General features: G+C 71.3%; 21 protein-coding genes. 14 read left to right on the top strand and 7 right to left on the bottom strand.

Annotated elements, in window-relative coordinates:
- Window positions 1-109 precede the first annotated feature (109 nt).
- Entirely contained in the window at window positions 110-673 is a 564-nt protein-coding gene (locus tag FEF34_RS10950) for a GNAT family N-acetyltransferase (RefSeq protein ID WP_138052999.1), read from the top strand.
- A gap of 629 nt (window positions 674-1,302) precedes the next feature.
- Here the strand turns inward: FEF34_RS10950 and FEF34_RS10940 are convergent.
- Window positions 1,303-2,463 (bottom strand): PQQ-dependent sugar dehydrogenase, encoded by a 1,161-nt coding sequence (locus FEF34_RS10940; RefSeq protein WP_138052998.1) that lies wholly within the window; start codon window positions 2,461-2,463, stop codon window positions 1,303-1,305.
- A gap of 123 nt (window positions 2,464-2,586) precedes the next feature.
- Entirely contained in the window at window positions 2,587-3,588 is a 1,002-nt protein-coding gene (locus tag FEF34_RS10935) for an aldo/keto reductase (RefSeq protein ID WP_138052997.1), read from the bottom strand.
- Window positions 3,589-3,678: 90 nt separating this feature from the next.
- Here FEF34_RS10935 and FEF34_RS10930 point away from each other — a divergent pair, with 90 nt between their 5' ends.
- From FEF34_RS10930 to serA, 6 genes are all read left to right on the top strand, one after another.
- The gene (locus FEF34_RS10930; protein ID WP_171052905.1) at window positions 3,679-4,629 is read left to right on the top strand and encodes a 2-hydroxyacid dehydrogenase; all 951 of its coding nucleotides are present in this window, start codon (window positions 3,679-3,681) and stop codon (window positions 4,627-4,629) included.
- A 387-nt stretch (window positions 4,630-5,016) separates the two neighbouring features.
- A complete protein-coding gene (locus tag FEF34_RS10925; protein ID WP_138052996.1) occupies window positions 5,017-7,869 on the top strand; it encodes a putative bifunctional diguanylate cyclase/phosphodiesterase in 2,853 nt (950 codons plus the stop codon).
- A 202-nt stretch (window positions 7,870-8,071) separates the two neighbouring features.
- Window positions 8,072-9,958 carry an acetolactate synthase large subunit gene (locus tag FEF34_RS10920; protein ID WP_138052995.1) on the top strand — a complete coding sequence of 629 codons (1,887 nt, stop codon included), beginning with the start codon at window positions 8,072-8,074 and terminating at the stop codon, window positions 9,956-9,958.
- A 23-nt stretch (window positions 9,959-9,981) separates the two neighbouring features.
- Window positions 9,982-10,506, top strand: a complete 525-nt coding sequence (gene ilvN / locus FEF34_RS10915) for an acetolactate synthase small subunit (protein ID WP_138052994.1) — start codon at window positions 9,982-9,984, stop codon at window positions 10,504-10,506.
- A gap of 115 nt (window positions 10,507-10,621) precedes the next feature.
- Window positions 10,622-11,623 (top strand): ketol-acid reductoisomerase, encoded by a 1,002-nt coding sequence (gene ilvC, locus FEF34_RS10910; protein ID WP_138052993.1) that lies wholly within the window; start codon window positions 10,622-10,624, stop codon window positions 11,621-11,623.
- Between the two features lie 287 nt (window positions 11,624-11,910).
- A complete protein-coding gene (gene serA / locus FEF34_RS10905; RefSeq protein ID WP_138052992.1) occupies window positions 11,911-13,512 on the top strand; it encodes a phosphoglycerate dehydrogenase in 1,602 nt (533 codons plus the stop codon).
- Window positions 13,513-13,659: 147 nt separating this feature from the next.
- Here the strand turns inward: serA and FEF34_RS10900 are convergent, their stop codons facing one another.
- The 5 genes from FEF34_RS10900 to FEF34_RS10880 all read right to left on the bottom strand — a co-directional run bounded on the left by FEF34_RS10900 (window position 13,660) and on the right by FEF34_RS10880 (window position 17,044).
- Window positions 13,660-14,040, bottom strand: a complete 381-nt coding sequence (locus FEF34_RS10900; protein ID WP_138052991.1) for a peptidase inhibitor family I36 protein — start codon at window positions 14,038-14,040, stop codon at window positions 13,660-13,662.
- Window positions 14,037-14,741 carry a hypothetical protein gene (locus FEF34_RS10895; protein ID WP_138052990.1) on the bottom strand — a complete coding sequence of 235 codons (705 nt, stop codon included), beginning with the start codon at window positions 14,739-14,741 and terminating at the stop codon, window positions 14,037-14,039. The genes FEF34_RS10900 and FEF34_RS10895 overlap by 4 nt, the downstream gene beginning before the upstream one ends.
- 3 nt (window positions 14,742-14,744) lie before the next feature.
- Window positions 14,745-15,116 (bottom strand): hypothetical protein, encoded by a 372-nt coding sequence (locus FEF34_RS10890; protein ID WP_138052989.1) that lies wholly within the window; start codon window positions 15,114-15,116, stop codon window positions 14,745-14,747.
- A gap of 165 nt (window positions 15,117-15,281) precedes the next feature.
- On the bottom strand, window positions 15,282-15,476 hold the full coding sequence (locus tag FEF34_RS10885; RefSeq protein ID WP_138052988.1) for a hypothetical protein: 195 nt from the start codon (window positions 15,474-15,476) through the stop codon (window positions 15,282-15,284).
- Between the two features lie 272 nt (window positions 15,477-15,748).
- Entirely contained in the window at window positions 15,749-17,044 is a 1,296-nt protein-coding gene (locus FEF34_RS10880; protein ID WP_138052987.1) for a PucR family transcriptional regulator, read from the bottom strand.
- 183 nt (window positions 17,045-17,227) lie between these two features.
- On the opposite strand from FEF34_RS10880, the gene FEF34_RS10875 reads away from it, so the two are divergent.
- The 7 genes from FEF34_RS10875 (at window position 17,228) to FEF34_RS10850 (ending at window position 24,231) form a co-directional block, all read left to right on the top strand.
- Complete coding sequence (locus FEF34_RS10875) at window positions 17,228-18,154, top strand: proline dehydrogenase family protein (protein ID WP_138052986.1); 927 nt, start codon at window positions 17,228-17,230, stop codon at window positions 18,152-18,154.
- 250 nt (window positions 18,155-18,404) lie between these two features.
- Window positions 18,405-20,036, top strand: a complete 1,632-nt coding sequence (gene pruA / locus FEF34_RS10870; RefSeq protein WP_138052985.1) for an L-glutamate gamma-semialdehyde dehydrogenase — start codon at window positions 18,405-18,407, stop codon at window positions 20,034-20,036.
- A gap of 149 nt (window positions 20,037-20,185) precedes the next feature.
- Window positions 20,186-20,425, top strand: coding sequence for a hypothetical protein (locus tag FEF34_RS10865; RefSeq protein WP_138052984.1), 240 nt, complete (start codon window positions 20,186-20,188; stop codon window positions 20,423-20,425).
- 280 nt (window positions 20,426-20,705) lie between these two features.
- Entirely contained in the window at window positions 20,706-21,263 is a 558-nt protein-coding gene (locus tag FEF34_RS10860; RefSeq protein WP_138052983.1) for a GNAT family N-acetyltransferase, read from the top strand.
- 303 nt (window positions 21,264-21,566) lie between these two features.
- Window positions 21,567-21,713, top strand: a complete 147-nt coding sequence (locus FEF34_RS41180; protein ID WP_171052904.1) for a hypothetical protein — start codon at window positions 21,567-21,569, stop codon at window positions 21,711-21,713.
- Between the two features lie 127 nt (window positions 21,714-21,840).
- Entirely contained in the window at window positions 21,841-22,881 is a 1,041-nt protein-coding gene (locus FEF34_RS10855) for a 3-isopropylmalate dehydrogenase (protein WP_138052982.1), read from the top strand.
- Window positions 22,882-23,142: 261 nt separating this feature from the next.
- Window positions 23,143-24,231 (top strand): branched-chain amino acid aminotransferase, encoded by a 1,089-nt coding sequence (locus FEF34_RS10850; RefSeq protein ID WP_138052981.1) that lies wholly within the window; start codon window positions 23,143-23,145, stop codon window positions 24,229-24,231.
- Window positions 24,232-24,420: the final 189 nt, after the last annotated feature.

Genomic DNA, 24,420 nt, shown 5'->3' with positions numbered 1-24,420 from the left:
CGAGGCCAGTGTCGAGTCAGGCGGGGTCCGTCTGTCGAGGAGCGGTCCGGTACGAGGAACACGAGGCGGCGCCGTCATACGCGGCACGCCACGAGGCGTAAGGAGCGGGATGTTCGCGATATCCCTGGGGGACGGCGCGGAACTGCGGCCCATCGAACCCTGGCAGGCCGAGGAGTTCCTGGAGCACATCGAACGCGCCCGGGAGTACGCCGGGCCCTGGGTGCCGCTGACGGTGAACGTGAAGGACGTCGGCTCCGCCCGTGCCGTACTCCAGAACTACGCCGACAAGCAGGCCGCTGACACCGGCCGCCTCTGGGCCGTCCGGCTCGACGGCACGCTCGTCGGGGGGGTGCTCTTCCGGATCTTCGACACCTCGAACGAGTCCTGCGAGGTCGGCGTCTGGCTGGAGCCGTCCGCCGCCGGACGGGGACTGATCAGCCGCGCCGTGGAACGGCTCATCGACTGGGCCGTCGAGGAACGGGGGATGCACCGCGTCGAATGGCTCGCATCCTCCGCCAACCACCGCTCCATCGGCGTCGCGAAGCGGCTCGGAATGAGCCGGGACGGAGTGCTGCGCGAGAGCTTCCCGTGGCAGGGCGTCCGCCACGACATGGAGGTCTGGTCCGTCCTCGCGCCCGAGTGGCGGGCGCGCCGCTCCGCCGGGCGTCGCTGAGCGACCGGCCGCCCGGTGCGGGGAGCGCCGCAGGAGCGGCCGGTCCGGACCTGCGGATCTCGCCCGGGAATCGGCGTCGACGGAGACGGCTTCCCCGACGTCCGCAGCGAACTCGCCGCATCACCCTATGAGTTGCTCATGGTCGCCCTCGCCCACGAGGCGGCCCCGGACCGCCGGGAACGGCTCCGGAGGGGTGAGCGTGCCGAGGCGGTGCAGCCGGAGCCCGACGCGCAGTGCCGCGTTGCGCCTGTGTGCCGCTGCCGGGCCTCGGCGAACGCGGCGGCGGTGCCGTGGCCCGCACCGACGGACCGAAGGGAGTGCCCGAGGGCGGCCAGGCCGACGGCGAGGCCGTCGGCCTGCTCGGGGGTGAGCGAGGTGAGGCCCGGGCCGAGACGCGGTACAGGATCGGGGATCTGGTGGGGGCTGCGCCCGCTGCCCCTGGTGCACGGCTGCACCTACGCGTACGTCGCCGTGAACCCGATGACCGCCTCGCACCAGTTGTTCGCCGTGCACGACGAGGAACTCCGCGCCCGACAGCTTCCCCGCGCCCGCCTGCCCCTCCCGCCCGACTCCGCCGCCCGCACCCCCGAGGGGCCCGGCGTCCGCCGGCCGCAAGGGGAGGGCGCGGTTCACTCGACCCTCAGCCGCAGGATCCTGTCGTCCCCGGCCGCAGGGGTTCCTCTGTTGTCCGTCTCGCTGGTGACCAGCCAGAGGTCCCGGCCGCCCGCGGTCCCTTCGACCGGCAGGACCGTGCGCAGCCGGCCGTACTCCTCCTTGAGGAACGCCTGCGGTTCCGCGGCCGGTTCGGTGCCGGCGAGCGGGATCCGCCACAGGCGCTCGCCCCTCAGGCCCGCCATCCAGATGGATCCTGCGGCATAGGCGATGCCGCTCGGCGACGCCTCCTCCGTGCGCCACTGCGCCACCGGGTCCACGAAGCCGGACCTGCCGGCCCTGCCCTCGGCCTCGGGCCAGCCGTAGTTCTTCCCCGGCTCGATGAGGTTCAGCTCGTCCCAGGTGTTCTGCCCGAACTCCGACGCCCACAGCCGCTTCCGGGAGTCCCAGGCGAGGCCCTGCACATTGCGGTGGCCGTACGAATAGACCACGGAGTCGGCCGACGGATTGCCGTGCACGGGCCGGCCGTCGGGGGTCATGCGGAGGATCTTGCCGCCCAGGGACTCCCTGTCCTGGGCCAGACCCGTCCTACCGGTCTCGCCGGTGCCCGCGTACAGCATCCCGTCCGGGCCGAAGGCGATCCGTCCGCCGTTGTGGATGCGCCCCTTCGGGATACCCCGCAGGATCGTGTCGGGTGCGCCGAGCTGCTGCCCCGCCGGCTTGCGCTCGTCGTACAGCATGCGGGCGATGCGGTTGTCCGAAGCGGTGGTGAAGTACGCGTACACCAGGTTGTCCGAGGCGAAGTCGGGGGAGACGGCAAGCCCCATCAGCCCGCCCTCACCCGCCGGCGCCACACCCGGCACCGAGCCGAGCACCGTCTGCCTACCGGACTCGGCGTCGACGCGCGTGATCGTGCCCTCGTCCCGTGAGGACACCAGCAGATCGCCGCCGGGAAGGGCCGCGAGGCCCCAGGGCGACTCCAGGTCCCGGGTCAGTGTGGTCGCCACCTTCACCGACCCCTTCGCCGGCGGTGCCGTCGCGGAGGCGCCGCCGGCCGTCGCCGACGGCGATGCCCGGTGGGAGGGAGCGCCGTCACGGTCGGCCGGCGCGCCTGCCCCACCGTCGGACGAGCACCCGGTGGAGAGCATCAGCGCGGCAGCTGCAAGTACGGCCGTCACCACTGAACGTTGCACGGTCCTGCTTCCCTTCGCCGGTGAACGGGGCGGCGCGCGAACCGCGGGAGCCGCACGCGTACCGTTCTTACACCGCGGTCCGGCCCGGGGTTCCCGATCTTCACGAACCTACTGGTCCCAGGATCCCAGGGCGGGCGGCAGCGCCGCGATCTCGGCGGCGTCCCGCGGTGTCAGCTCCAGCCGGGCCGCCGCCGCGTTCTCCACGGCCCACCGCTCCCGCTTCGCACCCGGAACCGGTACGACATGCCGACCCTGCCCCAGTACCCAGGCCAGCGCCACCTGGGCGGGCGTCGTGCCGGGGCCGTGCCGCTGGGCGACCCGCCGCAGCCCCGCCACCAGCGGCTGGTTCGCGGCCATCATGTCCGCCGTGAACCGCGGATGGCGGGCCCGGAGGTCATCCGGCTCGAAACCCTCCCCGGGCGTCAGCGTGCCGGTGAGGAAGCCGCTGCCCAGTGGCATCGCTGCCATGAAGCCCACACCGCGCGCCTCGCACCAGGGCAGCAGCGACCCGAGCGCCTCGGGCGACCACACCGACAGTTCCGCCTGCACCGCACTCACCGGGAAGACCTGCTGCACCCGCTCCAGCTGCCGGATCGTTCCGTCATGGCGCCCCGCGCCGAGTCTGCGTGACGCGCGCGCCCCCACGGCACACAGGCCGAGCGCCCGGACCTTCCCGGCCGACACCAGTTCCGCCATGGCACCCCAGGTCTCCTCCACGGGAACTTCCGGGTCCGCCCGGTGGAGCTGGTAGAGGTCGATGGAGTCCGTGCCGAGCCGGCGCAGCGACGCGTCACAGGCCCGCCGCACGTAGCCGGGCCGGCCGTTGGCGACGATGTGCTGGTCACCGACGAGCAGCCCGACCTTCGTCGAGACGAATACGTCCGCCCGCCGCTCCTTGAGCACCCGGCCGAGCAGGAGTTCGTTGGTGAAGGGGCCGTACATGTCGGCCGTGTCGAGCAGCGTCACCCCGGCGTCAAGCGCCGCGTGCACGGTTCGCAGCGAACGGTCACCGCGCTGCTGCGAGCCGGTGTACCCCCAGCTCATCGGCATGCACCCGAGGCCGATCGCGCCCACACCGAGCGCCCCCGCACCGATTGTCCTGCGGTCCACCTGCCCGTACCCCTCCTCGTGCCGCCCCCCAAACTAACGTCTGCCTCCCGCCGCGCCGCGCCCAGCCTCCCGGCGGTTAGCCTCCTGACCATGACTGCTGACGTGTGGCTCCCGATTCCGGCCGACGAGATCGAAGGGCTCCCCGCTCCCTCGGAGTCGGGGCTGAACTACCGCTTCTGGGACGGCGGACGGGATTTCCCCGCGGACCCCGCGGAGTGCGCCTTCTACGTCGTCCCGTACATGAAGGGCACGGACGTCGCGGTGCGGCCGCTCGCCGCGATGACGCACGTACGGGTCGTGCAGACCCTCTCGGCGGGCATCGACCACGTCGAGCCGGGCCTCGGCACGCTGCCGCCGGGCGTGCGGCTGTGCAACGCCCGGGGAGTCCACGAGGCGAGCACGGCGGAGCTCACCCTCGCCCTGGTCCTCGCCTCCCTGCGCGGCATCCCCCGCTTCGTGGAGGGCCAGCGGCGGGAGGAATGGCATGCGGGCTTCTACCCGGCGCTCGCCGACAAGTCCGTGCTGATCGTCGGCTACGGTTCGATCGGCGCGGCCATCGAGGACCGGCTTGTACCGTTCGAATGCGCGCGGGTGGCGCGCGTCGCGCGCTCCGCCCGTACCACCGAGCGCGGCGAAGTGCACGCACTCACCGATCTGCCGGCGCTGCTTCCGGAGGCCGACGTGGTGATCCTCTCCACCCCGCTCACGCCGGCCACGCGTCATCTCGCCGACACCGGATTCCTCACCCGGATGAAGGACGGCGCCCTCCTGGTGAACGTGGCGCGCGGACCGGTCGTCGACACCGAAGCGCTGCTCAAGGAAGTCGCAACCGGCCGGATCACCGCGGCGCTCGATGTCACCGACCCCGAGCCGCTGCCCGCCGGACACCCCCTCTGGCACGCTCCCGGCGTCCTCGTCAGCCCCCATGTCGGCGGTTCCACAACGGCGTTCCTGCCCCGGGCCAAGCGGCTGCTGGCCGCACAGCTGACCCGCTACGCGGCGGGCGAGCCCCTGCGAAACGTGGTCCTCACGACGGGGTAGACGCCACACTGGTACGCGCCGGACACCCTGCGGAGTCGTTCGAATGCGCGCCGTGTCGACAAACAGCCTTGCCGTCACTGAGCGTAGACGGGCTATGTCCCTGAGTGACGACTCTGGTGTATCGTCCCGACTTGGGGGCTGCGTCGGGTTCGGGAACGGCGCTGCGGAGCGACCAGACTTCGAGGGGGGTCGACGGGCGATGCACGGCCAGTGGACGAACCATCCGACGCGGCGGGAGCGGCGCCGACCACCCTCGCGCACTCCGATGCGGGGACCGGGCCCGTCCCGGCCCGGCCGGCAGGACCTGCCCCGCAGGCGCTTCCGTGGCGGCCCGCACGGCCGGCCCCGCAGGCGGAGCCGGATGAAAACGCTGTCAGGGGCAGTACGGTGATCGCCCCCGCGGCGCTCCTCGACCGCCGCCAGGTCCGGGAAGACGGCGGCACGGGGCTGCTGTCCCAGGTCCTGCTGGTCCTCGCGAGCGGTGGCTACGCCATCGGTGCGGCGTTCGGCTGGGGCTCCGAGCGACTGGCCCTGGTCATGGGTGACTTCGGGCTGAGCTTCGCCGCCGGACTCGCCGCGGTCTCCTGTTTCCTCTACGCGCGTGCACGGGGCAGCCGCTTCCGGCCCGCCTGGATGCTGTTCTCCGTCTCCTCCGCAATGGCCGCCTGCGGAAACGCGGTCTGGGGCTGGTACGAGGTGGTCCTCGACCGTCCGGTCCCGAGTCCGTCCCCGGCCGATCTGTTCTTCCTCTGCTTTGCCCCGCCCGCCATCGTCGGACTGCTCGTCCTCGCGAAACGGCCCGTCACCCGGGCCGGCTGGGTGTGCCTGGGGCTGGACGCCTGGCTCATCGGCGGCTCCCTGCTCACGCTCTCCTGGAGCCTCGCCCTGGCGCACACCGCGCACTTCGAGGGGGAGAGTGTGTCCGAAGCGGCGCTTTCGCTGGCCTATCCGCTGCTCGACATCGTCCTCGTCAGCATGGTCCTGGCCCTGCACTTCCGGCGGTCGCACGCCAACAGGTCCGGTATCAACACGGCGATCGCCGCACTCGCCCTGACCGTGCTGTGCGACGCGCTGTTCACCTCGCCGCTGCTGCGGGAGAGCTACCGCTCGGGCCAACTGCTGGACGCGGGCTGGTTCGCCGCCTCGCTGCTGCTCGCGTACGCGCCCTGGGGGGTGCGCCGGCCGGAGCCGCCCGTCGCGCCGGTCCGCGGTCCCCGCCCGACCGGCCGGCCCATCACGGGCTCGCTCGCCGCGCTCACCCCCTACCTGGCCGCCGCCGTCTGCACGCTCGGAATCCTCTACAACGTCATCGAGGGCCGCCGCGTGGACCGGGTGGTGGTGTTCACCGGGTGCGCGGTCGTCCTCGCCCTGGTCGTGAGGCAGGGCATCATGCTGCTCGACAACATCGCCCTCACCCATGAACTCGCCCAGAAGGAGAACCACTTCCGCTCCCTGGTGCAGGGCTCCAGCGATGTGATCATGATCGCCGCCCCGACGGGCATACTCCGCTACGTGAGCCCCGCCGCCGCCGGCGTCTACGGCCGCGACGCTGACGAGCTCATCGGCTCCGAACTGTCGTCGCTCATCCATCCCGAGGACCTCGGGCGCGTCGTCCACGAGGTGCGCAGATTCCTGGCGGCCTCGCCCGCCGAGGAGCCCACGACCCGGATCGAGTGCCGTTTCAGGTCCGGCACCGGCCAGTGGCTGAACGTCGAGTCCACGGTCAAGCGACACCAGGGCGGGCTGATCTTCAACAGCAGGGACGTCACCGAACGGGTGCGTCTGCAGGCCCAGTTGCAGCACAACGCCGAGCACGACCCGCTGACCGACCTGCCCAACCGCGCCCTGTTCACCGAGCGGGTGCGGCAGGCGCTCAGCGGCCGGCGGGCCGGGGACGCGGGCACGGCCGTGCTCTTCATCGACCTCGACGGCTTCAAGGGGGTGAACGACCGCCACGGCCACCAGGCGGGCGACGAACTGCTGATCCAGGCCGCCCGCCGCCTCCACGAATCCGTGCGGGCGGGGGACACCGCCGCCCGGCTCGGGGGTGACGAGTTCGCCGCGCTCATCCTCGGCGACGGCTCGCGCGACCACGCCGCCCGGGAGCACCGGGTGCGGGAGATCGCCGACCGGCTGAGGCTCATGCTCTCCCAGCCGTACCGGGTGGAGGGCCATGAGCTCAGGGTCGCCGCGTCCATCGGCGTCGCCTTCGCCGAGCCCGGCATCAGCGCCGGCGACCTGCTGCGCAACGCCGACCTGGCCATGTACCGGGCCAAGGCGGGCGGCAAGGACCGGGTCGAGCTGTACGCGCCCCAGATGCAGGCGGACGCCGCCCTGCTCACGGACCGGTCCGCGCGGGCGCGGAGCGCGCTCCAGGACGGCGAGTTCACCCTGCTCCACCAGCCCGTGGTCGGCCTCGTCGACGGCCGGATCGCGGCCGTGGCGGCGCAGGCCCGCTGGCGGTCGTCCCAGGGCATCCTGTTCACGCCCGACGAGCTGCGCCGGGTCGCCGAGGATGGCGACCCGACCGCCGGATTCGGCCACCGGCTGCTGGAGGAAGCCGTCGGGCAGGCGGCGGAGCGCGTCCGGCTCGGTCACCGCATCCCCGTGTCGGTACGGATCCCCGCGCGCCGGCTGCTGGACCGGTCCACCCCGCTCGGCTCCATCGAGAGCCTGCTCACCCGCCACGGGCTGCCCTCGGGCTCCCTGGTGATCGAGTTGGCCGACAGCGACCCGCGGATCTCCTTCGACGAACTGGAGCACCGTCTGGTGGCACTGCGCAGACTCGGTGTGCGGATCGCCCTTGACGGCTTCGGCAGCGGCTACGCGGCGATCATCGCCCTGCGCCGTCTCCCCATCGACGTGCTCAAGCTCGACCGCGGCCTGGTCGAGGGCGTGGTGGAGTCGGCCAGACTGCACAAGATCACCGCGGGTCTGCTGCGGATCGCCCGGGACCTCGGTATGAAGTCCGTGGCGGACGGTGTGGATGTTCCCGAACAGGTACTGGCACTACGTGCCATGGGATGCACCCACGGCCAGGGAATGGCCTTCTCCGGGCCGCTCGACGAGCACCGGCTGCGCCGTGTGCTTGAGCGCGGCGAGTTCCCGGTGCCCGCCGGGTCCGCTCTGCCGGTGCTCTCCGGCCGGGCGTTGCCGACCCGGCGCTCCCCGGCCCCGTCCGAGATCGTGGGCCGTCCCCCGATGCGCTCAAATAATGAGACGCCTGTCCCACCCACTTGACAGTGATGGTGCGCCGGGGAGAGGGTCAGTGCCATGCGCACCCGAATTCTCGTACTTGGAAAGCGCGTCGGCTGAAGCACGGCCCTGCACGGGCTCTGCACACCGCACCGACGCGCTCCCCTCGCTTGCCTCCCGGCACGAGGGGTTTTTTGTTGCACTGGTAGTACCAAACCCCCGCAAAACCCTCAGCTTCGAGAAGAGAATGCCGATGACCGAGCAGGCATCCGGGGCCCACCATCCGCAGCCGCGGGCCCGCACCGGCGGACAGCCCTCCGCCACCGTTGAGCACGTCACGGGCGCGCAGTCCCTCATTCGTTCTCTCGAGGAAGTCGGGGCCGAGACGGTGTTCGGCATTCCCGGCGGGGCCATCCTCCCGGCGTACGACCCGCTGATGGACTCGTCCAGGGTGCGCCACATCCTGGTCCGGCACGAGCAGGGCGCCGGACACGCGGCCACGGGGTACGCCCAGGCCACCGGGAAGGTCGGCGTGTGCATGGCCACCTCGGGCCCGGGGGCCACCAACCTGGTCACGCCGATCGCCGACGCGCACATGGACTCCGTGCCGCTCGTCGCGATCACCGGTCAGGTGGCCAGCAAGGCCATCGGTACGGACGCCTTCCAGGAGGCGGACATCGTCGGCATCACGATGCCGATCACCAAGCACAACTTCCTGGTCACCAAGCCCGAGGACATCCCGCGGACGATCGCCGAGGCCTTCCACATCGCCTCCACCGGCCGCCCCGGCCCCGTCCTGGTCGACATCGCCAAGGACGCCCTCCAGGCGCGGACCACCTTCACCTGGCCGCCCCAGACGGATCTGCCCGGCTACCGGCCGGTCACCAAGCCGCACGCCAAGCAGATCCGCGAGGCCGCCAAGCTGATCATCCAGGCGAAGCGCCCCGTCCTCTATGTCGGCGGCGGGGTCCTCAAGGCCCGCGCCACCGCCGAGCTGAAGGTCCTCGCGGAGCTCACCAAGGCCCCCGTCACCACCACCCTGATGGCGCTGGGCGCGTTCCCCGACAGCCACCCGCTGCACGTGGGGATGCCGGGCATGCACGGTTCGGTCACCGCCGTCACCGCGCTGCAGAAGGCCGACCTGATCGTCGCCCTCGGTGCCCGCTTCGACGACCGCGTCACCGGAAAGCTGGACAGCTTCGCCCCGTTCGCCAAGGTCGTCCATGCCGACATCGACCCCGCCGAGATCGGCAAGAACCGGGCTGCGGACGTCCCGATCGTGGGTGACGCCCGCGAGGTCATCGCCGATCTGGTCCAGGCCGTCCAGGCCGAGTACGGCGAGGGCAACACCGGCGACTACACCGCCTGGTGGCAGGACCTGAACCGCTGGCGCGAGACCTACCCGCTGGGCTACGACCTGCCCGAGGACGGCAGCCTCTCGCCGCAGCAGGTCATCCAGCGGATCGGCCGGCTCGCGCCGGAGAACACGGTCTTCGCCGCCGGGGTCGGCCAGCACCAGATGTGGGCCGCGCACTTCATCGACTACGAGAAGCCGGCCACCTGGCTGAACTCCGGCGGTGCCGGGACCATGGGCTACGCCGTTCCGGCCGCCATGGGCGCCAAGGCGGGCATGCCGGACCGCGCCGTGTGGGCGATCGACGGCGACGGCTGCTTCCAGATGACCAACCAGGAGCTGGTCACCTGTGCCCTGAACGGGATCCCGATCAAGGTCGCGATCATCAACAACGGCGCCCTGGGCATGGTCCGCCAGTGGCAGACCCTGTTCTACAACGAGCGCTACTCCAGCACCGTCCTGCACTCCGACGAGACCGGGCACCGCACGATCGGCTCGCAGGTCGGCGCCAGCCAGACCCCCCGCAAGGGCACCCGCATCCCGGACTTCGTGAAACTCTCCGAAGCCATGGGCTGCGTCGCCCTGCGCTGCGAGGACCCGGCCGAGCTGGACAAGGTCATCGCCGAGGCCAACGCCATCAACGACCGCCCCGTCGTGATCGACTTCATCGTCCACGAGGACGCCATGGTGTGGCCGATGGTCGCCGCCGGCACCTCCAACGACGAGGTCATGGCCGCGCGGGGCGTCCGCCCCGACTTCGGCGACAACGAAGACGACTGAGCGAAGAGAGAGACACGACGACCATGTCCAAGCACACGCTCTCCGTCCTGGTGGAGAACACCCCCGGCATCCTCGCCAGGATCGCGGCGCTCTTCTCCCGTCGCGGCTTCAACATCGACTCGCTCGCCGTCGGGGTCACCGAGCACCCCGACATCTCCCGGATCACCATCGTGGTCAATGTCGAGGACCTGCCGCTGGAACAGGTGACCAAGCAGCTGAACAAGCTGGTCAACGTGCTGAAGATCGTCGAGCTGGAGCCCAGCGCCGCGGTCCAGCGCGAACTCGTCCTGGTGAAGGTCCGTGCGGACAACGAGACCCGCTCCCAGATCGTGGAGATCGTCCAGCTGTTCCGAGCCAAGACCGTGGACGTCTCGCCCGAGGCCGTCACGATCGAGGCCACCGGTTCGAGTGACAAGCTCGAGGCCATGCTGAAGATGCTGGAGCAGTTCGGCATCAAGGAACTCGTCCAGTCCGGCACGATCGCCATAGGGCGCGGCGCCCGGTCCATCACGGACCGCAGCCTGCGAGCCCTCGATCGCAGCGCCTGACACACGGACCCGGCCGCCGTCCGGGCGGCCGCCCGGATGGCGAGACCCCCAGACCCCCTCATCGCTCCCCGCCGTACGGTGGGACGCAACACCGGAACACCCAAGGAGAAACCCAGTGGCCGAGCTGTTCTACGACGACGACGCCGACCTGTCCATCATCCAGGGCCGCAAGGTCGCGGTCATCGGCTACGGCAGCCAGGGCCACGCCCACGCGCTGTCGCTCCGTGACTCCGGTGTGGACGTCCGCGTCGGTCTGCACGAGGGGTCCAAGTCCAAGGCCAAGGCCGAGGAGCAGGGCCTGCGCGTGGTGACGCCGTCGGAGGCCGCCGCCGAGGCCGACGTCATCATGATCCTGGTCCCGGACCCGATCCAGGCCCAGGTGTACGAGGAGTCCGTCAAGGACAACCTGAAGGACGGCGACGCGCTCTTCTTCGGCCACGGCCTCAACATCCGGTACGGCTTCATCAAGCCGCCGGCCGGCGTGGACGTCGCGCTCGTCGCCCCCAAGGGCCCCGGCCACCTGGTGCGCCGCCAGTACGAGGAGGGCCGCGGCGTTCCCTGCATCGCCGGTGTCGAGCAGGACGCGACCGGCAACGCCTTCGCGCTGGCGCTCTCCTACGCCAAGGGCATCGGCGGCACCCGCGCCGGCGTCATCAAGACCACCTTCACCGAGGAGACCGAGACCGACCTGTTCGGTGAGCAGGCCGTGCTCTGCGGCGGCACCGCCGCGCTGGTCAAGGCGGGCTTCGAGACCCTGGTCGAGGCCGGCTACCAGCCGGAGATCGCCTACTTCGAGTGCCTCCACGAGCTGAAGCTGATCGTGGACCTCATGTACGAGGGCGGCCTGGAGAAGATGCGCTGGTCCGTCTCCGAGACCGCCGAGTGGGGCGACTACGTGACGGGTCCCCGCATCATCACGGACCAGACCAAGGCCGAGATGAAGAAGGTCCTCGGCGAGATCCAGGACGGCACCTTCGCCAAGAACTGGATGGACGAGTACCACGGCGGTCTGAAGAAGTACAACGAGTACAAGAAGCAGGACGAGAACCACCTGCTGGAGACCACCGGCAAGGAGCTGCGCAAGCTCATGAGCTGGGTGGACAACGAGGAGGCGTGAGCCTCGGTGCGGCGGGCCCTCCGGGGCCCGCCGCACGTCGTCCACGGTTCCGCGGCGGTTCGCTGAGCTCCTCGCGCCGCATCCCGGGACCACCGTTGGACAGCAAGTCCAACCCGGACGGGTGATCCTTCCGCGAAGGCGGAAAAGACGCCCTCCCGCACCACTAGAGTGGTCAGTACATACGCGTCAGGTCAGGCCCACAGCGTCGTGCGTCTTCCACGCGGCTAGCCCCTCCACCGCCAGCGGCCGTCGGGACGGCCGTCCGCATTGGACCAGTGAGGACTCACGTGAGCACTGCGCCCCGTAAACCCGTTGTACTCATCGCCGAAGAGCTGTCGCCCGCCACCGTGGACGCGCTCGGTCCGGACTTCGAGATCCGGCACTGCAACGGCGCGGACCGCGCCGAGCTGATCCCCGCCATCGCCGATGTCGACGCCGTGCTGGTGCGGTCCGCCACCAAGGTCGACGCCGAGGCCATCGCCGCCGCCAGGAAGCTCAGGGTGGTGGCCCGGGCCGGAGTCGGTCTGGACAACGTGGACGTCTCCGCGGCCACCAAGGCCGGTGTCATGGTCGTCAACGCACCGACGTCCAACATCGTGACCGCCGCCGAGCTCGCCTGCGGTCTGATCGTCGCCACCGCGCGCAACATCCCGCAGGCCAACACCGCGCTGAAGAACGGCGAGTGGAAGCGCTCGAAGTACACGGGCGTGGAGCTCAGCGAGAAGATCCTCGGCGTCGTCGGCCTCGGCCGCATCGGCGTGCTGGTCGCCCAGCGTATGTCCGCCTTCGGCATGAAGATCGTCGCGTACGACCCCTACGTACAGCCCGCACGCGCCGCGCAGATGGGCGTCAAGCTGCTCTCGCTGGACGAGCTGCTCGAGGTCTCGGACTTCATCACCGTCCACCTTCCCAAGACCCCCGAGACGCTCGGCCTCATCGGCGACGAGGCGCTGCACCGGGTGAAGCCGACCGTCCGTGTCGTCAACGCCGCGCGCGGCGGGATCGTCGACGAGGAGGCGCTGGCCAGCGCGCTCAAGGAGGGCCGGGTCGCGGGCGCGGGCCTGGACGTGTACGCGAAGGAGCCGTGCACGGACTCCCCGCTGTTCCAGTTCGACCAGGTCGTCTGCACCCCGCACCTCGGCGCGTCCACGGACGAGGCCCAGGAGAAGGCCGGTATCGCCGTCGCCAAGTCCGTGCGTCTCGCCCTCGCCGGCGAGCTGGTGCCGGACGCGGTCAACGTCCAGGGCGGCGTCATCGCCGAGGACGTTCGCCCCGGTCTGCCGCTCGCCGAGAAGCTCGGCCGGATCTTCACCGCGCTGGCGGGCGAGGTCGCGGTCCGGCTCGACGTCGAGGTGTACGGCGAGATCACCCAGCACGATGTGAAGGTGCTCGAACTCTCCGCGCTGAAGGGTGTGTTCGAGGACGTCATCGACGAGACCGTGTCGTATGTGAACGCCCCGCTGTTCGCGCAGGAGCGCGGCGTCGAGGTCCGGCTCACCACCAGCTCGGAGTCCCCGGACCACCGCAACGTGGTGACGGTGCGCGGGACGCTGTCGGGCGGTGAGGAGGTCGCCGTCTCCGGCACCCTGGCCGGCCCCAAGCACCTGCAGAAGATCGTGGCCGTCGGTGACTACGACATCGACCTGGCGCTGGCGGACCACATGGTCGTCGCGCGCTACGAGGACCGTCCGGGCGTCGTCGGCACCGTCGGCCGCATCCTCGGCGAGGCCGGGCTCAACATCGCCGGAATGCAGGTCTCGCGTCAGGAGGAGGGCGGCGAGGCGCTGGTCGTGCTCACCGTCGACGACACCGTGCCGCAGAACGTGCTCAACGAGATCGCCGAGGAGATCGGCGCCACCTCGGCCCGTTCGGTGAACCTCACGGCCTGAGGCCGGCCCCGCAGGCGGTCCGCACCCGTCTCCGCGACGCTCGTCCCGCACGGGCGTCCGCGGGGGCGGGTGCGCCGCGTTCCCGTCCTGGCGGATCCGAGGGCCGGTGTCCCCACTCCCGAGAGCGGGGACACCCTCGGGAGTGGGTCAGCAGCTCATCGCCCAGGTGTGGGAGTCACCGTCGTCGTTGGCCGCGCCGTTGTAGCCGACCTCCTGCCCCGGTGCCAGGCAGATCGTCATGTGCCCGCCCAGGTGGGCGCTCGAGTACACCTTGACGTGGTCCTTGATGCCGGGCCCGGAGATGCCGTGGTTCGCCCACGACGAGTCCTCGTCGGCGATCCAGCTCTCCCACCAGTGGTCGTCCCCCGACCAGTTGGCGCGCTGGCCGGCGAATTCTGCGTTCTCCCAGACGCAGAACTCACCGCTCGGGCAGTCTGCGGCGCCGGCCGGTGCGGCGGCCGCGGCGAGCCCGCCGGTCAGCAGGAGGACGGCGGTCGCCGCGGAGGCGAGGGTGCGCTTCACGGTCATGGCGATGAAGAACCTTTCTCTGGGGTGTTCCCGTGGTGGTGCGCGGCGGAGATCTCCGCCGCGCGGTGCAGTGCGCTGGTGCGCAGCCGCTCATGGAGGGTCAGCTGGTCGCGCCGGAGGGAACGGACCTCGGCGAGCTCGGCCGGCTCGAGCCGGGCCTCCGCCGACGCCAGCCCGCTCCCGCGACGGCACCTCTGCTGGGCGGCCTTGTCCCGAGCGCCGGTTGGCGACTCACCGGCCGAGTCCAGGCAGCGGATGTACCGGGCCCGGGCCGCACGGTGGGCCGGATCGGCACGCATCCGCGCAGCGGCCTCGGCGCCCAGGTTGTTGACGGTCACCTCCGCACGGAACCAGCGGCGCTGGTCGCCGTAGAGGGTGTGCCGGGCAGCGGCCAGACAGCCGTCCGTGTGGGCGCGGACGGTGTGGCCGGTGGGCAGGGTGAGGGACAGTTCCGTGGGACCCGCGCCGAAGAGCGCGGCCTGGAGCCGCCTGCTCTCCTCCGGGGACGAGGGCTTGCCCGCCGTGGTGAGGCCCCGTTCGGCGAGACACCGGTCCACCAGGACCTTCTGCGCGTACCGGATCAGGGCGGCCCGTTCCCGTCCGTTGGCCGGCGGGTCCGGGGCGGACCGGGCGGACCCGGCCGCGCATCCGGCGAGGACGAGGGCCGCGACGGCGGCGCACGCGGTTCGCAGGGCACGCACGGCTCAGCCGGCCTGGCAGCCCTGGTCGGTGTCGGCGACGCCGTCGATCCGGGATCCCCAGGACCAGTTGTCGCTGTGGTCGTAGGCGCGGATCAGCCGGGCGTAGCAGGTGCCGCGGGCCCAGTCGATCGCGTACACGTCGCGGTTGACGTCGGAGCGGAAGGAGGCGGCGTTGTCATGCAGGAATCCGGGGACGTCCCGGTAGCCCGGTGGGCTGTAGCACCATCCGGTGCCGTGCTGTCCGGCCCCGGTCCAGAAGCAGACCTGGCCGGGGGCGGCGGGCGCCACCGGGGCCGCGCTCGCCGGGGCGGAGAGCAGTGCGGGGGAGAGGGCGGTGGCGAGTGCGGCGGCGGACAGGGCGGACCTGCGGAGCATGGCGGTTCCCGGAGTGCGGTGGCGGACCCCGTCCCTGGCGACGGGAGGACGCGATCAAGCTGCCCTGCCCCGATCACCGTCATGCGCCGTTCACCCGAAGGGGGAAGCGGCCTTCCGGAAGGAGCGTTTCTGCAGGTCAACACCTCTGGCGGGGACGCAGTGACCTCACCCCGCCGCTCCGCCCAGCCGGCGGATGATGCGGGTCAGATCCCCCGGGGCGGCCGCGAGGCGGACCGGCCTGCCCGCGTCGTCGAGTTCGGCGATGTGCCAGCTTCTGGGGACGGTGTCGCCGTCGCCGCCCCGGGCCGGGGACACGGCGGGCGCTGCCCCGCCCTGCGTACCGCCATGTCGGAACCGCACGGAGGACGAGCGACGCGGCGGGCGCTGCTCCGCCCTGCGTACCGCCATGTCGGAACCGCTCGGAGGACGAGCGACGCGGCGGGCGCTGCTCCGCCCTGCGTACCGCCATGTCGGAACCGCTCGGAGGACGAGCGACGCGGGCTGAACGAAGATCGAAAGAGCCTGGCGGGTCGCCACCGGACGCAGCCCTTGTCTACGGGATCGCGGATCTACCGGTCCACTGCTCACGAGCCGCCTTCATCGCTGACGGAGTCGCGGATCCTGCAAACGGGTCACAGCCGGGCGGCCTTCAGGGCCATGTGCAGCAGCAGCCGGTCCTCGCCGTCGTCGAGATCGAGCCCGGTGAGCTGCTCCACCCGGGAAAGGCGGTAGTAGAGGGTCTGGCGGTGGATGCCGAGGGCGGAGGCCGCACGGCCCGCCTGACCGGCGCAGTCCAGGAACAGCTCGGCGGTACGGGCGAGTTCGGCATGCGCCGGGGTGAGCAGCGCAGCGGCCGAGGGGTCGTGGGACAGGCCCGGGGGCAGCGCGGTCAGCAGCCGGTACGGGCCGATCGAAGACCAGTCGGCGACCGGACCGAGCCCGGGCTCGGCGAGGACGGCGCGTGCGGCCGAGGCGGCCTCCCGCCAGGAGGCGGCGAGGCCGTCCATGCCCCGGCGTGGGAGGGCGATGCCCGCGGCGACCGATGCGGCGTCCTCCGAGAGCCGGCCGGCCGCGGTGAGAGCGGGTGCGAGCACGTCGGCGGCGCGCAGGCGCACCAGGACGGCGAGGGCGTGCCCGTCCGCACCGCCGCCGGCCGGGTCCGTGACAAGGGGCCCCTCGTCCGGCTTCGGTCCGCCGCGTCCCCCCTTCCTCGTCCTTTCCGGCGAGGCGGTGGCACCGTGGCCCGGCTCGCCGGGGCCGGCGGGAGCACCGACTCCGGCCTGGGGCGCGGTGGAGCCGGCGGGCCAGGGCACCGTGCACAGGGCCGACGCCCCGGCGACGGCACGGGCCGACGGGGCGTCCCCGGAGGGCCACGGGGCCATGCACACCACGGTGTGGAGCCCTTCTGCGGCAGGCCCGAGCGCCGTGCGGAGGGCGGCGAGGGCCATGTCGTACTGCCAGCCGCGCTCGGCGGTGAGCACGGCGCGGAACTCCCGGGACAGATCCGTGCCCGCCCGCTCCTCGTCGGCGAGCAGGGCACCGATCCGGTCGGTCACCTGCATGGCCGAGGTCAGCTGCCCGGCCGTCGGCCCGGGCCGGGCGTCGAGCAGCCACACGTAGCCGAGGACGATCCCGCGATGGCGGACGGGGAGGCAGATCCGGTCCCGGAAGACTCCGGCCTCAGGGGCCGCCGGGATCCGCACCGGCCCGGTCGCCCGGGTGATGCCGAAGCCCTCGAACCAGGAGCGCACCGCGGGGGTGGACTTCCTGGTGAGGATCGAGCGGGTGCGCACGGGGTCCATGGCGCTGTCGTCGTCGCTGTCGTGCGCGCCGAAGGCGATCAGTTCGAAATCCCGGTTCTCCAGGGTCGCCGGGGCACCCAGCAGCCCCGATATCTCGTCCACCAGTTCCTGGTAATCGCCCTTCACTCGGACATTCTCCCATCGGGCGGACCCCTCTTCAGACAAATGTCTGAAGAGGTGCGGCTGGATGCGTGACAGGTGTCGATGGCCCGCCGCCGGAGCGATATTTAGGTTTCACGGTGGTTATCCGTGCCGTACACCGCGCAGTCGGTTCCGGCCCCCTGCTACCCGTGTTCCGTGGAGGTGCCCGTGCTGGGTCCCGTGATCCTCGCCGCGTCACGCAGCGACAGGATGCGTCGTCTCGTCTCGGCCGCGCCGATGACGAAGCAGGTCGTCGACCGCTTCATCCCCGGAGAGACGGTCGACCAGGTCATTCCGATCGTCGCCGACCTCACCGCCAAGGGTCTCGAGGTCACCCTGGACGTGGTGGGCGAGGACATCACCACCCGTGAGCAGGCGACCGCCGCGCGCGACGCCTATCTGCGGCTGGTCGAGCACCTCGAGCCCCTGGGCCTGGGCGCCAGGGCCGAGATGTCGGTCAAGCTGTCGATGTTCGGCCAGTCCCTGGAGGGCGGCCACGAGCTGGCGCTCGAGAACGTCCGCCCGGTCGTCGAGGCCGCCGCCGCGATCGGCACCACGGTCACCCTGGACGCCGAGGACCACACCACCCTGGACTCGATGTTCGCCATCCACGAGGAGCTGCGGAGGGACTTCCCGCAGACCGGTTGCGTGATCCAGGCCTATCTCTTCCGCACGGAGGAGGACGCCCGCCGCCTCGCCGCCGACGGCAGCCGCGTGCGTATCGTCAAGGGCGCGTACAAGGAACCGGCCTCCGTCGCGTACCAGGACAAGGCCGAGGTCGACAAGGCGTACGTCCGTATCCTGAAGATCCTCATGGAGGGCACGGGCTACCCGATGATCGGGTCCCACGACCCGCGACTCATCTCCGTCAGCCAGGAGCTCGCGCGCCGCGCCGGGCGCAAACTGGACGAGTACGAGTTCCAGATGCTGTACGGGATCCGGAGCGACGAGCACCTGCGGCTGGCGGCCGGGGGCCACCGGATGCGGGTGTACACCGCCTACGGGACCGACTGGTACGGCTACTTCATGCGCCGTCTCGCCGAGAAGCCGGCCAACCTGCTGTTCTTCGTCCGCTCGATGATCACCAAGAACTGATGCGGAGAGGGGGCCTCGACTGTCACCACCCAGACGCACGCCGGATGGTGACAGCCGCCGCCCTTCGGCCGACCGGGCCGGACCCGTTTCCGCGCAGAGGAGTTACGGAACTCGTGACTCCGCCCCGAGGGTCTTCTCACTCACCCGCCGCAGCGAGCGCGTGATGGTCAAGCCCTGACCGCGACTCGACGCATGCCACCGCTTCAGCTCCTCCCGGCTGGAGTCAGCCATTCACTCGGAAGAGGTAGCCATGGACGCTGTGACCCAGGTCCCCACCCCCGTCAACGAGCCGGTGCACGGCTACGCTCCCGGTTCGGCCGAGCGCGCCCGGCTGGAGGCCAAGCTCAAGGAGCTGGCCGAGAACCCCATCGACCTCCCGATGACCATCGGCGGCGAGAAGCGCATGGGCGGCGGTGAGGAGTTCAAGGTCGTCCAGCCGCACAACCACCAGGCCGTCATCGGCACCTTCCGGGGCGCCACCCGGCAGGACGCGCAGGACGCGATCGACGCGGCCCTCGCCGCCGCCCCTGCCTGGCGCGCGATGTCGTTCGACGACCGCGCCGCGATCATCCTGCGCGCCGCCGAGCTGCTGGCCGGTCCCTGGCGCGAGACCCTGGCCGCCTCCACGATGCTGGGCCAGTCGAAGACCGCGCAGCAGGCCGAGATCGACACCCCCTGCGAGCTCGTCGACTTCTGGCGGTTCAACGTCGCCTACGCCCGCCAGATCCTGGCCGAGCAGCCGCCGGCCAACTCCCCGGGTGTGTGGAACCGGCTGGACCACCGGCCGCTGGAGGGCTTCGTCTACGCGATCACGCCGTTCAACTTCACGGCCATCGCCGGCAACCTTCCCACCGCCCCGGCCCTGATGGGCAACGTGGTGGTCTGGAAGCCGTCTCCGACCCAGACCCACGCCGCCGTGCTGCTCATGGAGCTGCTGGAGGAGGCCGGGCTGCCCAAGGGCGTCATCAACCTGGTCACGGGCGACGGCATCGCCGTCTCCGAGGTCGCGCTGAACCACGCCGACCTGGCCGGTATCCACTTCACCGGCTCGACCCGGACCTTCCAGCACCTGTGGAAGACGGTCGGCAACAACATCGAGAAGTACCGCTCCTACCCGCGCATCGTCGGCGAGACCGGCGGCAAGGACTTCGTGGTCGCGCACCCGAGCGCCGACCGCGCGATCCTGAAGACCGCGCTGACCCGCGGCGCCTTCGAGTTCCAGGGCCAGAAGTGCTCCGCGACCTCGCGTGCGTACATCCCGGCCTCCATCTGGAACTCGGGCTTCAAGGAGGAGTTCGCGACCGAGGTCGACGGCATCAGGATGGGTGACGTCACCGACCTGACGAACTTCGTCGGCGCCGTCATCGACGAGCGCGCCTTCGCCAAGAACAAGGCCGCGATCGACCGTGCCAAGGAAGACCCGACCTGCACGATCGTCGCCGGAGGCACGTACGACGACTCCGAGGGCTGGTTCGTCCGTCCCACGGTCGTCGAGTGCACGGACTCTTCGAGCGAGGTCTTCACCACCGAGTACTTCGGCCCGTTCCTCGCGGTGCACGTCTACGAGGACGACAGGTACGAGGAGATGCTGGAGCAGATGGAGTCGGTGTCGGCGTACGCGCTGACCGGCTCGGTCATCTCCGGTGACCGTGCGGCGACGGCTTACACGATGGACAAGCTCCGCTACGCCGCGGGCAACTTCTACATCAACGACAAGTCGACCGGCGCCGTCGTCGGCCAGCAGCCCTTCGGCGGCGGCCGTGCCTCCGGCACCAACGACAAGGCGGGCGCCCCGCAGAACCTGATGCGCTGGACGCTGACCCGCGCGATCAAGGAGACGCTGGTCCCGCCGACCGAGTACGGCTACCCGCACATGGGCTGACGCCCCGCGTGCCGGGCCGCACGGCCGGGCTCCGTGAACACCGCCCCCCGCCGGTCCCCCACAGACCGGCCGGGGGCGGCTCACGTTCGGCGACCGGCCGGGAGCGGGCTTACGCTGCTGGGGAGAGGTCCCGCGCGAGGAGGCACGCCATGCCTGGTTCCACCACCCTCGGCCCCGGTCACGGGGTCGACGCCATCGAGCATTCCGATGCGCAGCGACTCGCTTCCGTGATGAAGGAGCTGTACCGGCTCCTGGAGGCGGCGGGACCTGACCGGATCACGGATCCGCAGGTCGCCGCGCTGTGCGGCGGTGAGGCGCACCACCGCGAGGAGTTCACCGGCTGGGTGGGGCGGGTCGCCCGCCAGCTGGAGAAGGCCACTTCCCGGTAGGACGCGGCGTCGGAGCGCGCGCCGCGCGGAGCAGGGCCCCGGCCGGGGGCCGGTCCGGGTCCGGCCGGCGGCCGGTTCTCACGCACGGCGGCGGACCGGGCCGTTCGCGCGGGGGCCGGATGGGCCGGGGCGTCCCTGTGCCGGCTGGGCGATCCGTCGCGTGCGGCGGCTGGGACCGCGGCGGCGGTGGGCCCGACCCGCCCTCGGAAGTGGCGGATTACCGACTCCGGGACGGTCCTCGGAAGGAGTGGGGACGCCCGGGACTGACAGAGTTGCCCGTATGACGGACCACACGACCGGGCCGCTGCGCACGGCCCACACCTACCAGCTGTCCGAAGCCGTCCTCGGCGAGATCCGCGCCCTGCTCGACGCCGCCTTCGACGGCGACTTCGACGACGACGACTGGTCCCACGGCCTCGGCGGTGTCCACGCCTTCATCCGCGACCGGAACGGCCTCGCCGCCCATGGCAGTGTGATCATGCGCCGGGTGGTGCACGGCGGACGCTCGTACCGCGTCGGCTATGTCGAGGCGGTCGCCGTCCGGGCCGACCGCCGGCGCCATGGGCTGGGCGGGCGGGTGATGGGCGCCCTGGAGAGGGTGATCGACGGAGCGTACGAACTCGGCGCGCTCTCGGCTTCCGACGACGGTGCGGAACTGTACCGCTCCCGCGGCTGGCGCCTGTGGCGCGGCAGGATCGGGACCCTGGGCCCCGACGGCGTCGTCCCTCTCCCGGAGGAGGAGGGCTCCACCTTTCTCCGGCAGCCGTCCGGACGGCCCCTCCCGGAGCCCGATGCGGCCTCCTTGCTCTTCGACTGGCGGGACGGCGACGTGCTCTGACCCGTCAGTCGCCGGGGGCGCGGGCCCAGTTGACCCCCCGTCGTCCGTTCGCCGGAGCTGCCGGGCCGCTTCCGGATGCGCTGTCCCCACCAGCGGTTCTTCAAGATCGCGTCTCAGATAGTAGGAAGTCCGACTAATTGTGGAGACAGTGAGGCCCCGCTCGCTTAGCTTTGTAGAAGCCGAACGTCTCGCTCGATCCAGCGAATGGCGGCCCGAGCCGGAGCCCCGAGGCAGGCAACCCCTGCGGCCCGCTCCCCGCCCCTTCCGGCGCCTTCGATCGTTCCCGATCTCAAGGAGTCGACCATGTCCGAGCAGACCCTTCTCCGCCGCCGAGTCCGTCACGCGCCCCGGGTGAGCGAGTCCGACCGCAGAAGCGCCGCCGCGAACGCCGCCGCCGCCCTGCAGCGCGCCCTCGACCGCAGGGACAACGGCGGCGAGACCGGCCACTGACCGCCAGACCGGCCGGTGGCGCCCGGGGGTCACCGGCCCCACCGGACCGGTGAAGGGCAGACCGCGCGACTCGTCCGCATGATGGACATCGAGTGTCATGCGATGGGACGGAGAGTACGGTGCGGATATGTCTCGCAGCCTCAATCTCGCAGTGATCCCCGGCGACGGCATCGGCCAGGAGGTCGTGGCCCAGGGCCTCAAGGTCCTCTCGGCCGTGCTTCCTCAGGATGTGAAGCTGGAGACCCAGGAGTACGACCTCGGCGCCAAGCGCTGGCACCGCACCGGCGAGACCCTCCCGGACGCGGAGCTGGACTCCCTCAGGCAGCACGACGCGATCCTCCTCGGAGCGATCGGCGACCCGTCCGTGCCGTCCGGCGTCCTGGAGCGGGGGCTGCTGCTCAAGCTGCGGTTCGCCTTCGACCACTACGTCAACCTGCGCCCCTCCAAGCTCTTCCCGAACACCGCGACCCCGCTGGCCGGCCGCCCCGAGATCGACTTCGTGGTCGTCCGCGAAGGCACCGAGGGCCCCTACACCGGCAACGGCGGATCCCTGCGCACCGGCACGCCGGCCGAGGTCGCCACCGAGGTCAGCGTCAACACGGCGTACGGCGTCGAGCGGGTCGTCAGGGACGCGTTCGCACGGGCCGACGTCCGCCCCCGCAGGAAGCTGACGCTGGTCCACAAGAACAACGTCCTCGTCCACGCGGGCCACATGTGGAAGAAGATCTTCGACGAGGTCGCCCGGGAGTACCCCGCGGTCACCACCGACTATCTGCACGTCGACGCCGCGACGATCTTCTTCGTCACCCAGCCCGAGCGCTTCGACGTCATCGTCACCGACAACCTTTTCGGTGACATCCTCACGGACCTCGCCGCCGCCGTGACCGGCGGTATCGGCCTGGCCGCCTCCGGGAACATCAACCCGGCGGGTGAATTCCCGTCGATGTTCGAGCCCGTCCACGGCTCCGCGCCCGACATCGCCGGCACCGGAAAGGCCGACCCCACGGCCACGATCCTGTCCGTCGCCCTCCTCCTGCGCCACCTCGGTCACGAGGCCGAGGCCGTCCGTATCGAGGACGCCGTCGCCGCCGACCTGGCGGACCGGGACGGCACCCCCCGCACCACCGACGAGATCGGCGACGCGCTCGCCGTACGGGTGGCGGGCTGACCCCACGACTCTCGAAACCTCGGAGCCGCCGGGTAGCACTCGCACCCGGCGGCTTCTCCTGTGCGGCCTCCGGGTGTCACCATCAAGCCATGGGCCGCAGCCCACGCTGTTCCGTTCCGGCCCCCACGCACTGCGATAATCGAACGTGGGGCCGCACCATGCGGGGAAGCTCGGACGTCCTAGTACAGCCGTACGCAGGGCGAGCAGACGTACAGACGTGAGCGCGGTCCGTCACAACCAAACGGTGAAGGACACGCAGACATGACGACGCCCTCGATCGACCTCAAGCCCTCCTCGACCCCACTGTCCGACGCGGAGCGCGAGGCGATCCTGGCCAATCCGGGATTCGGCCGCCACTTCACCGATCACATGGTGACGATCAAGTGGACGGAGGGCCGCGGCTGGCACGACGCCCAGCTCACCCCGTACGCCCCGCTGTCGGTCGACCCGGCCAACATGACCCTGCACTACGCGCAGGAGATCTTCGAGGGGCTGAAGGCCTACCGCAGGCCCGACGGCTCGGTCGCCACCTTCCGGCCCGACGCGAACGCCCGGCGCTTCCAGCTCTCCGCCCGCCGCCTGGCCATGCCGGAGCTGCCGGTCGAGACGTTCATCGAGGCCTGCGACGCCCTGGTCCAGCAGGACAAGGCATGGGTCCCGGAGCACGGCGGGGAGGCTTCCCTCTACCTCCGTCCGTTCATGTTCGCCAACGAGGTCGGCCTGGGCGTCCGTCCGGCCAACGAGTACCTGTTCATCGTCATCGCCTCGCCGGCCGGCCCGTACTTCCCCGGCGGCGTCAAGCCCGTCTCCGTCTGGCTGTCGGAGAACTACGTCCGCGCCGTCCCGGGCGGCATCGGCTTCGCCAAGACCGGCGGCAACTACGCCGCCTCCCTCCTCGCGCAGGCCGAGGCGGCCGCCAAGGGCTGCGACCAGGTCGTCTGGCTCGACGCGCTGGAGCACCGGACCGTCGAGGAGATGGGCGGCATGAACCTGTACTTCGTGTACGGGGACAGGATCGTCACGCCCGAGCTCACCGGATCGCTGCTCGCCGGCATCACGCGCGACTCCCTGCTCACGCTCGCCCGCGACCTCGGCTACGAGTCGGAGGAGGGCAGGGTCACCACCGACCAGTGGAAGCGCGACACCGAGAACGGCACCCTCACCGAGGTCTTCGCGTGCGGCACCGCCGCCGTCATCACGCCCGTCGGTACGGTCAAGTCCACCGACGGTGAGTGGACCCAGTCGAACGGTGAGCCGGGCAAGGTCACGATGGAGCTGCGCAAGGCACTCCTGGACATCCAGACCGGCAAGGCCGCGGACGAGCACGGCTGGATGCACGAGCTCGGCTGATCCGGCGGCCCCATCGGGCCCGGCGGTGCGGGAAGTGCCCCGCGCCGCCCAATCCGACCGCGGGACCCGCGCGGCCCCGTCCGGCCGCGCGGTTCCCGTTTCACCGTGGGGTGGTCCCCCGGGGCGCCACCCCACCGGCTCCGGCCCTGTGCGGTGGCCCGACCGCCCTACGGGGCTCCGGATCCGTAC

This window comes from Streptomyces marianii (assembly GCF_005795905.1).
GTDB classification, from domain to species: domain Bacteria; phylum Actinomycetota; class Actinomycetes; order Streptomycetales; family Streptomycetaceae; genus Streptomyces; species Streptomyces marianii.
Note: the sequence above shows the minus strand (reverse complement) of the source record. Positions and strands in the feature narration are given on the sequence as shown.